Origin of the sequence: Methylobacterium sp. 190mf (assembly GCF_900107945.1) — a bacterium.
GTDB lineage: Bacteria > Pseudomonadota > Alphaproteobacteria > Rhizobiales > Beijerinckiaceae > Methylobacterium.
Map to the genome: position 1 here is coordinate 287,853 of NZ_FNVI01000006.1, position 6,369 is coordinate 294,221.

Genomic DNA, 6,369 nt, shown 5'->3' on the forward strand with positions numbered 1-6,369 from the left:
ATTGCTTCGCTCCGCTCGCAAGGACGGCGCCGCCGAAGGCCTCAGCCGTTGCGGAACGTGTAGCTGTAGCCGTTCAGCGCCGGCGCGCCGCCGAGATGGGCGTAGAGCACCTTCGAGCCCTTCGGGAAGAAGCCCTTCTTCACGAGGTCGATCATGCCCTGCATCGACTTCCCCTCGTAGACCGGGTCGGTGATCATCCCCTCGAGCCGGGCCGAGAGGCGGATCGCCTCCACGGTCTCCTTGGAGGGCACGCCGTAGACCGGGTAGGCGTAATCCTCGTTGAGCACCACGTCGTCGGCCACGATGTCGCCCGCGCCGACCAGGGCGGCGGTGTTCTGGGCGATGTCGAGGACCTGGGCCTTGGTCTGGGCCGGGGTGCAGGAGGCGTCGATGCCGATGACGTTGCGGGCGCGCCCGTCGGCCGAGAAGCCCACCAGCATGCCGGCATGGGTCGAGCCCGTCACCGTGCAGACCACCACGTAGTCGAAGCGCAGGCCCATCTCGGCCTCCTGCTTGCGCACCTCCTCCGCGAAGCCGACGTAGCCGAGCCCGCCGTACTTGTGCACGGAGGCGCCGGCCGGGATCGCGTAGGGCTTGCCGCCCTCGGCCTCGACCTCGGCGAGCGCCCGCTTCCACGAATCGCGGATGCCGATGTCGAACCCGTCATCCACGAGCTGCGTCTGCGCGCCCATGATCCGCGACAGGAGGATGTTGCCGACCCGGTCGTAGACGGCATCCTCGTGGGGCACCCAGGCCTCCTGGATCAGCCGGCACTTCATCCCGATCTTGGCGGCCACCGCCGCGACCATACGGGTGTGGTTCGACTGCACGCCGCCGATCGACACAAGCGTGTCGGCGCCGCTCTTGATCGCGTCCGGCACGATGTACTCGAGCTTGCGCAGCTTGTTGCCGCCGTAGGCGAGCCCGGAATTGCAATCCTCGCGCTTGGCGTACAACTCGACCTCGCCGCCGAGATGGGCCGTCAGGCGCTTGAGCGGCTCGATCGGCGTCGGGCCGAAGGTCAGGGGATAGCGCTCGAACTTGTCCAGCATCGGGTCTCTCCGGGTCTCGGGGCGCCCCCGGGGCAGCAGCGGTCTCGGTCCGCCCGGGCGCGTCGAAGCGAGGCCTCGGCGACGGCCCGGCGCGAGGCCCGGCTCCGTCTTCGAGGCGCGGGGAGAAACTACTCGATCCGGGATGAAAGGTGCTCTCGATCTTCGAGCGCGAACAGATCTTGACTTGCGCTGCTGACCAGGCTGGCTACGGAGTATTCCGGATTTCGCGTCGCATCCGGAAGAATCATCCATGTCCGCAGGGCTCGACCGGATCGACCAGAAGATCCTCCGCCTCCTCCAGACGGACGGGCGCATGGCGAATGCCGAGATCGCCGAGCGGGTCGGCACTAGCGCGGCCACCTGCCATCGCCGGATCCAGCGCCTGTTCGCGGACGGGTTCGTGCGGGCGGTCCGGGCGCTGATCGATCCGATGCGGGTCGGGCGCGGCACCCTGGTCTTCGTCGGCGTCGTGCTCGACCGCTCGACGCCCGAGAGCTTCTCGGAGTTCGAGGCGGCCGTGCGCGCGATCCCCGCGCTCCTCGACTGCCACCTCGTGGCCGGAGACTTCGACTACATGCTGAAGATCCGGGTCTCCGACATGGCCGACTTCAACCGCCTCCACAGCGCCACGCTGATCGGCCTGCCGGGGGTGCGCCAGACCCGGACCTTCTTCGTGATGAAGGAGGTGATCGACAACGCGCCGCTCGATCTGTGAGGGCCCTCTACCCCTCCCCGCGCCGCGCCTTGCGCAGCGCCTCCCACCGGTCGAGGCGCTCGGCGAGCCGGGTCTCGTAGCCCCGCTCGGTCGGCTGGTAGAGGTGCTGGCGCCCGAGCGCGTCGGGCCAGTAATCCTGGCCCGAGAAGGCGTCGGGCTCGTCGTGGTCGTAGCGGTAGCCCTCGCCGTAGCCGATCCGCTTCATCAGCTTGGTCGGCGCGTTGAGGATGGTCCGCGGCGGCGGCAGGGAGCCCGCCTCCTTGGCCAGCCGCGTCGCGGCCTTGTAGGCCTCGTAGACGGCGTTCGATTTCGGCGCGCAGGCGAGGTAGATCGCCGCCTGGGCGAGGGCCAGCTCGCCCTCGGGGCTGCCGAGGAAGTCGAACGCGTCCTTGGCGGCGTTGGCCACCACCAGCGCCTGCGGGTCGGCGAGCCCGATATCCTCCACCGCCATGCGCACGAGCCGGCGGGCGATGAACAGCCGGTCCTCCCCGGCATCGAGCATCCGGCAGAGATAGTAGAGCGCCGCGTCCGGATCCGAGCCGCGCACGGTCTTGTGGAGCGCCGAGATTAGGTTGTAGTGGCCCTCCTGCGCCTTGTCGTAGATGGGCGCGCGCCGCTGCACGATCGCTTGCAGCGCCTCGGCGTCGAGGGTCTCGCCGGGGCGGGCCGAGCGCCAGACCTCTTCCGCCAGGGTCAGGGCCGCGCGGCCGTCGCCGTCGGCCATGCGGACCAGAACGCCGCGCGCCTCCTCGGTAAGCGGCAGGGCCTGGCCCGTCAGCGCCTCGGCCCGGACCAGCAGCCGCGCGACGGCGCCCGGATCGAGGGCCCGGAACAGCAGCACCCGGGCGCGGGACAGGAGCGCGGCGTTCAGCTCGAAGGACGGGTTCTCCGTCGTCGCGCCCACCAGCGTGACGGTCCCGTCCTCCATCACCGGCAGGAAGGCGTCGAGCTGGGCCCGGTTGAACCGGTGGATCTCGTCGACGAACAGCAGGGTCCCCTGCCCGGTCGCCCGCCGCTTGCGCGCCGCCTCGAACACCTTCCGCAGGTCGGGCACGCCGGAGAAGATCGCCGAGATCTGCTCGAAATGCAGGTCGGTGCCCTGGGCGAGCAGCCGCGCAACCGTGGTCTTGCCGGTGCCGGGCGGCCCCCAGAAGATCAGCGAGCCGAGCGTCCGTCCCCGCAGCAGGCGCGTGAGCGCCCCGCCCTCCCCGGTCAGGTGTTCCTGGCCGACGACCTCGGCGAGGGTCTGCGGGCGCAGCCGGTCCGCCAGCGGGCGGGCGGCCTCGGCGCCGGGGGGGCGGCCGGGATCCGGCGCGGCGGGTGTCTCCGCGGAGGCGAACAGGTCGGACATCCGCGCATCAACACCGGGCGCGGCCGGGGGCGCAAGCCGGGAGCCGGGGCTTGCCCACGGCCACGGGCTCGGCGCCCCGCGACGGGATCAGCCGCCGAACACCGAGGTCAGGATCTCGCCGTTGCGGTTGATCGCGACCTCCCAGGAATTGAGGCTGTTGCGGGTGACCCGGTCGAGGTCCTTCGTGGTCGCCATCGGCACGCCGTTGACCGCTACGATCACGTCGCCCTTCTGCAGCCCGACCCGAGCCGCGATGGAGTTCTCGTCCACCGCCTGCACGGCCACGCCCTCGGCCGGGAAGTCCACCTGCATCTCCTCGGCCACCGCCGGCGAGGTGTTGACGAGGGTCGCGCCGACGAACGGCGAGCGGGTCTTCACCTTGAGCGCGTCCCGGGGACGCGTCTCGGGAGCCGGGGCGAGCTTGACCGGGACCGTCTGACGGGTCGTGCCGCGCAGGATCCCGAACCGGGCGTGGCCCTGCACGCCCTTCAGGGCGAAGCGGTAGCCGAAGGCCTCCGGATCGGCGACCTCCTGGCCGTCGACCGTGAGGATCAGGTCGCCGCGCTTCAGGCCCGCCTCCTCGGCCGGGCTCTTGGGCTGGAGGCTCGCCACCAGCACGCCGGTCGGGTGGTCGAGGCCCATGCTGTCGGCGATGTCGGGCGTCACGCTCTGGATGCGCGCCCCGAGCCAGGGCCGGCGCACGACGTTCGCCCCGTCCCGGGCGGCGTCGACCACCGCCTTGACCATGCCCACCGGGATCGCGAAGCCGATGCCGTGGCTCCCGCCGGATTGCGAGTAGATCGCGGTGTTGATGCCGACGAGTTGGCCGCGCAGATCGACCAGCGCGCCGCCGGAATTGCCCGGGTTGATCGCCGCGTCGGTCTGGATGAAGTACTGATAGTCCGCCGAGCCGACCTGCGTGCGCGCCAGCGCCGAGACGATGCCCTGCGTCACCGTCTGGCCGACGCCGAACGGGTTGCCGATCGCCATCACGAAGTCGCCGACCTCCAGGGCGTCGGCATCGCCGAACGGCATCGGCACGAGGCCCTTCGGCGGTTCCTTGATCTTGAGCACCGCGAGGTCGGTGCGGGTGTCGCGCATCACGATCGTGGCCTCGAACTCGCGGCGATCCGCCAGGGCGATCCGCACCTCGTTCATGTTGTCGATGACGTGGTTGTTGGTGATCACGAGCCCGTCGGCATCGACCAGCACGCCCGAGCCCAGGGAGCGCTGCGCCCGGTCACCCCGGGGGCCGCGGCCGCCCTCCGGCTCACCGAAGAAGCGGCGCATGAACTCCTCCATGGCGCTGGTGCGCGCGCTGGAGCGCTTGTCCACGTGGGAGGCGTAGACGTTCACCACCGAGGGCGCGGCCCGCTTCACCACGGGGGCGAAGGAGAGCTGCACGTCGGCCTTGCTGAGCGGCACGACCTTCGCGGTGCCGTCCTTCGCGGGCTCCCGGGTCTCCGTCCGCGCCATCTGCGCCGCGGCCGGGCTGGCGGCCAGCAGGGCTGCGACGAGGGCGGGCAGGGTGAGGCGGGTCAGCATGCAGGGCTCCGGCGTCTGGGCGGGCGCGCCGTCCAGGCCGAGACAAGGCAGGCGCACCGTGCGGCCCCACGCTATCGAGGCCGATTGCGGCAGGTCGACGACACCTTCGCCGCAGGCGGGGCGTGTCGCCGTCAGACGGCTTCCTTGCTGCGCGCCCGCCGCTTCCCGGCGGGCTGCGGCGCGGGCTCGGCTTCGGGTTCCGGCGCCGCGGCGCGCGGCTGCCCGAGGCCCAGGGAGCGGGCGAGCTGCGAGCGCTGCTCGGAATAGCTCTGGGCCGTCATCGGGTAGTCCGAGGCGAGGCCCCACTTGGCGCGGTAGGCCTCCGGCGTCAGGCCGCGCAGGGTGAGGTGCCGGCGCAGCGTCTTGTAGGGCTTCCCGTCCTCGAACGAGATCAGGAAGTCCGGATTGATCGAGCGCCGGATCTCCTGCGCGGTCGCCTTGGCGATCGGCGGGCTCTGGCCGGCGTCGCAGACCCCCCGAATCGCCGCGTGCACCTCGTTGAGGAGGCCGGGCAGATCCGCGCTCTGCACGTGATTGTGGCTCACATAGGCCGAGACGATCTCGGAGGCGAGCGTGACGAGGCGGAGAGAGCCGCCGTTCGACTGGGCCATGTCTCGTGCGTTGCCTTCTCGTGATGACGAAACTCGCCAGAACGCAAGCACTGCGTCGCGATTCGGACGCCTGATACAATCGCATTCGCAAGAAGCGTCAAGTCTTAAATTCGGAACTGGGGTATACGGTCCCAAATAGCGTAATAAGAGCGATCTTGATCGCTCAACCTCAAGGAGTAATGCCTGTCAGGGTCTCGCTTGTGCGCAATCGATATTGCCGAATTATCCCTGCGACCTGACGCGGCCTGCACTCTACAGCCGAAGGTGCGATGCGGTGCCGGCTATAGAGCTTACGAGGCCGTTTCTGCCCATCGATTGTGCATTCGCAGAGCGTCGCTGGCCGATACCTCAAAGCCGATAGGACAACCTCAGCGACGCTTTGTGGCGGTCGCACCTCGGCGGTGAGCGACGGAGGGTCTGGAAGCGGACCGACGGTGCGCCAGTGGCGCAACCTGATCGCGAACTCGCCCGGGCGTTCGGGCCCAGTCTGTGGCTGGACAAACGCAGAACCCGCCGCGCTGTTAAGCGCGGCGGGTTCTGCGTGTCGGATTTGGTTGCGGGGACAGGATTTGAACCTGTGACCTTCAGGTTATGAGCCTGACGAGCTACCGGGCTGCTCCACCCCGCGCCAAGTCTGTACGGCTGGTCCGGGTCGACGCGGGCTCTGTGTGAGCGTGCGCCGTGTCCGGGGGCCGGATCGGTGTTCGTGCTGAGGGAAGGTGTGTGCATTGCGATGGGCAGGTCTGGCGGCGACCGACTCTCCCGTGTCTTGAGACACAGTACCATAGGCGCTGGCGTGTTTAACGGCCGAGTTCGAGATGGGATCGGGTTCTGGGCACGCCGCTCAGGCCACCAGACCGGCGCATCGCAACTCGTTTGGCACTGGGCGGCGCAGGGTGCTGCGACGGCGAGTGCTCAGTTCGGCAAGCATGCAGCGTCTGGCGCTGCGGGTCTTTCTGCAACCGTGCCTCGCGGACACGGATCACGAGAGCGATCAAGCCAATCGGGCGATTAGTACCGGTCGGCTCAACGCGTCGCCGCGCTTGCACCCCCGGCCTATCGACGTGGTCGTCTTCCACGGCCCTCAAGGGAGGT

General features: G+C 69.7%; 5 protein-coding genes, 1 tRNA gene and 2 rRNA genes. 1 reads left to right on the forward strand and 7 read right to left on the reverse strand.

Annotated elements, in window-relative coordinates; translation table 11 throughout:
* Positions 1 to 41 precede the first annotated feature (41 nt).
* On the reverse strand, positions 42 to 1,052 hold the full coding sequence (locus C4T42_RS09750) for a 1-aminocyclopropane-1-carboxylate deaminase (RefSeq protein ID WP_020095545.1): 1,011 nt from the start codon (positions 1,050 to 1,052) through the stop codon (positions 42 to 44).
* Positions 1,053 to 1,302: 250 nt separating this feature from the next.
* Here C4T42_RS09750 and C4T42_RS09755 point away from each other — a divergent pair, with 250 nt between their 5' ends.
* Positions 1,303 to 1,767 carry an Lrp/AsnC ligand binding domain-containing protein gene (locus C4T42_RS09755; RefSeq protein ID WP_020095546.1) on the forward strand — a complete coding sequence of 155 codons (465 nt, stop codon included), beginning with the start codon at positions 1,303 to 1,305 and terminating at the stop codon, positions 1,765 to 1,767.
* A gap of 7 nt (positions 1,768 to 1,774) precedes the next feature.
* On the opposite strand, the gene C4T42_RS09760 is transcribed toward C4T42_RS09755, so the two are convergent.
* From C4T42_RS09760 to C4T42_RS09785, 6 genes are all read right to left on the reverse strand, one after another.
* Complete coding sequence (locus C4T42_RS09760) at positions 1,775 to 3,118, reverse strand: replication-associated recombination protein A (RefSeq protein ID WP_056529899.1); 1,344 nt, start codon at positions 3,116 to 3,118, stop codon at positions 1,775 to 1,777.
* Positions 3,119 to 3,205: 87 nt separating this feature from the next.
* A complete protein-coding gene (locus C4T42_RS09765; RefSeq protein WP_020095548.1) occupies positions 3,206 to 4,663 on the reverse strand; it encodes a Do family serine endopeptidase in 1,458 nt (485 codons plus the stop codon).
* A 131-nt stretch (positions 4,664 to 4,794) separates the two neighbouring features.
* Positions 4,795 to 5,274, reverse strand: a complete 480-nt coding sequence (locus C4T42_RS09770; protein ID WP_020095549.1) for a MucR family transcriptional regulator — start codon at positions 5,272 to 5,274, stop codon at positions 4,795 to 4,797.
* A 551-nt stretch (positions 5,275 to 5,825) separates the two neighbouring features.
* Positions 5,826 to 5,902: transfer RNA gene (locus C4T42_RS09775), tRNA-Met, on the reverse strand.
* A 113-nt stretch (positions 5,903 to 6,015) separates the two neighbouring features.
* A 5S ribosomal RNA gene (rrf, locus tag C4T42_RS09780) occupies positions 6,016 to 6,131 on the reverse strand.
* A 133-nt stretch (positions 6,132 to 6,264) separates the two neighbouring features.
* A 23S ribosomal RNA gene (locus C4T42_RS09785) occupies positions 6,265 to 6,369 on the reverse strand; the annotation flags it as partial.

What these genes read in the sequence shown, in the direction of transcription:
- C4T42_RS09750 (WP_020095545.1), bottom strand. Translation starts at nt 1,052, where the DNA reads ATGCTGGACAAGTTCGAGCGCTATCCCCTGACCTTCGGCCCGACGCCG.
- C4T42_RS09755 (WP_020095546.1), top strand. Translation starts at nt 1,303, where the DNA reads ATGTCCGCAGGGCTCGACCGGATCGACCAGAAGATCCTCCGCCTCCTC.
- C4T42_RS09760 (WP_056529899.1), bottom strand. Translation starts at nt 3,118, where the DNA reads ATGTCCGACCTGTTCGCCTCCGCGGAGACACCCGCCGCGCCGGATCCC.
- C4T42_RS09765 (WP_020095548.1), bottom strand. Translation starts at nt 4,663, where the DNA reads ATGCTGACCCGCCTCACCCTGCCCGCCCTCGTCGCAGCCCTGCTGGCC.
- C4T42_RS09770 (WP_020095549.1), bottom strand. Translation starts at nt 5,274, where the DNA reads ATGGCCCAGTCGAACGGCGGCTCTCTCCGCCTCGTCACGCTCGCCTCC.